The sequence below is a fragment of the Candidatus Neomarinimicrobiota bacterium genome, from assembly GCA_022573815.1.
Lineage (GTDB): Bacteria > Fidelibacterota > SORT01 > SORT01 > SORT01 > JACZTG01.
The window spans coordinates 1-2,001 of sequence record JACZTG010000065.1 but is presented as its reverse complement, the minus strand read 5'-3'; the positions used below and the strand labels follow the sequence as shown (position 1 = coordinate 2,001).

The 2,001-nt window shown below is 45.7% G+C and carries 2 protein-coding genes and 1 tRNA gene; 2 read left to right on the top strand and 1 reads right to left on the bottom strand.

The window, feature by feature from the left end:
• Nucleotides 1-207: 207 nt before the first annotated feature.
• Nucleotides 208-280, bottom strand: a tRNA-Asn gene (locus IIB39_11400).
• A gap of 130 nt (nucleotides 281-410) precedes the next feature.
• Here IIB39_11400 and IIB39_11395 point away from each other — a divergent pair.
• Both IIB39_11395 and IIB39_11390 read left to right on the top strand, forming a co-directional pair.
• A complete protein-coding gene (locus IIB39_11395; protein MCH8929300.1) occupies nucleotides 411-1,772 on the top strand; it encodes a 2-oxo acid dehydrogenase subunit E2 in 1,362 nt (453 codons plus the stop codon).
• Nucleotides 1,773-2,001: lipoyl synthase (locus IIB39_11390; GenBank protein MCH8929299.1), on the top strand; the 229-nt coding region annotated here is incomplete at its 3' end.

Genomic DNA, 2,001 nt, shown 5'->3' with positions numbered 1-2,001 from the left:
GCTAAACCTGCCTATTCCCTTTACTTACAGCAGGAACCGGCTGAACAACGGAAACTTCTCAATTTACTGTATTCGAACTGCATTTTTAAGAACGGAAAGATAAAAGTTGATTTTCGTAAGCCCTTTAATATATTGGCGCTTACGAGGAAAGAAAAACAACAAATCAAAGACACTTCCAAGGAAAATATCCCTGAAAGTCCCTTAATGCTCCTCGGGAGGGACTTGAACCCCCAACCTAGTGGTTAACAGCCACCCGCTCTGCCAGTTGAGCTACCGAGGAATAAGCGCCAAAATATATATTCGGCTAATCCATAATGCAAGAGGGAAATATGCTAATTAGTAATCTCTTGCAATTTATTTCCTATTAATTAACTTAAATCAATCTAATACTTATCAAAGGGTTGTTGCAGATGAAAATAGAGATGGTCATGCCGAAATTAGGGGAATCGATTGCGGAGGCAACGGTCATCACGTGGCTCAAGAAGCCGGGTGATGAAATTAAGGCGGACGAAATCGTTCTTGAAATCTCTACTGATAAGGTGGACTCGGAAATTCCGTCTCCGAATTCCGGATACCTCTCGAAAATATTAGTTCAGGATGGCGAAACGGTTGAAGTTGGAACCGTGATAGCTGAGATAGTCACCGAGAAATCTGAGTTAGGCGACGGCGCGGCAGAATCGGAAGTAAGCGCCGGCGACGAAAGCAGTTCTGCTGAAGCCGTTGAAACAGCAGTTGTTGCTACTGAAGAACCGGAAAAAGCCGCGCCTGAGGATAGCGTGAGTGAAGAGGGGAAGAGCGATCGGTTTTACTCGCCTCTAGTTCGTTCGATAGCTCGCAAAGAAGGTATCGCCATTGAAGATTTGGATAAGGTGAAAGGAACGGGGGCGGGCGGAAGAGTGACGAAGAACGACCTGCTGACCTATCTTGACTCAGCGAGAGAAGAACCTGTAGTTGAAATTGAAGTGGTTCCTGCTGAAGCGAAAGAAGAGGTCACCGAGGTGGAAATGCCTGAAAAGGTGATTGAAGTACCTGTGCAATCCATAGAGGAAAAACCCGCAGCGGTTGCAACATCGTCGGATGATGATGAAATAATTCCTATGGACAGGATGAGAAAAGCTATCGCTGACCATATGGTGCTAAGCGTAAAAACAAGTCCTCACGTCTATGCGCTTTCAAAAGTTGATATGAAGAGCATAGTAGATTTTAGAACAAGTGTGAAGAAATCATTTTTCAAAAAAGAAAATTTTAATCTCACATTCACTCCGTTTATCGTGCGCGCGATAGCGCGAGCGTTGAAGGAATTTCCATATTTGAATGCCTCGGTGGACGGCGATAATATCATATTGAAGAAGTCTATTAATGTGGGAGTGGCTGTCGCCTTGGATAAAGGTCTGATAGTTCCTGTTGTTCGGAACGCCGATAAACTTGACTTGCTCGAGACCGCCCGCGAGGTGAATGATCTCTCCACAAAGGCGAGAGACAAAAAACTTCTGCCCGATGATGTTCAAGGGGGAACGTTTTCAGTTACAAATATGGGTGTATTCGGGAGCATGGCAGGATTCCCCATAATAAATCAGCCTCAAGTCGCCATTCTCGCTGTGGGGGCGATTGAAAAACAGCCTGTAGTGGTAAACGACGCCATAACTATCCGGCCGATAATGTATCTGAGTATCGGGTTCGACCATCGGGCTGTGGACGGCGCCGACGGCGCAAAATTTCTCGAGAGGGTAGCTTCAATACTTTCCGATTTTGATCCATTGACAGGTATCTGAATGTCAGCATTAACACTGAATATTGATGAACGAATCAAAACTCCCAGACCGGACTGGCTCAAGGTTCGCCTCCCTTCAGGTGAGGGCTACACCAACACCAAGAGTATAGTGAAAGAGCATGATTTGAATACGGTTTGTGAAGATGCGCGCTGCCCCAATATGGCAGAATGCTGGGGGAACGGTACAGCTACATTTATGATTCTGGGAGATATATGCACACGTTCGTGCG

Coding starts and splice junctions, on each gene's coding strand:
- IIB39_11395 (MCH8929300.1), top strand. CDS start 411: ATGAAAATAGAGATGGTCATGCCGAAATTAGGGGAATCGATTGCGGAG.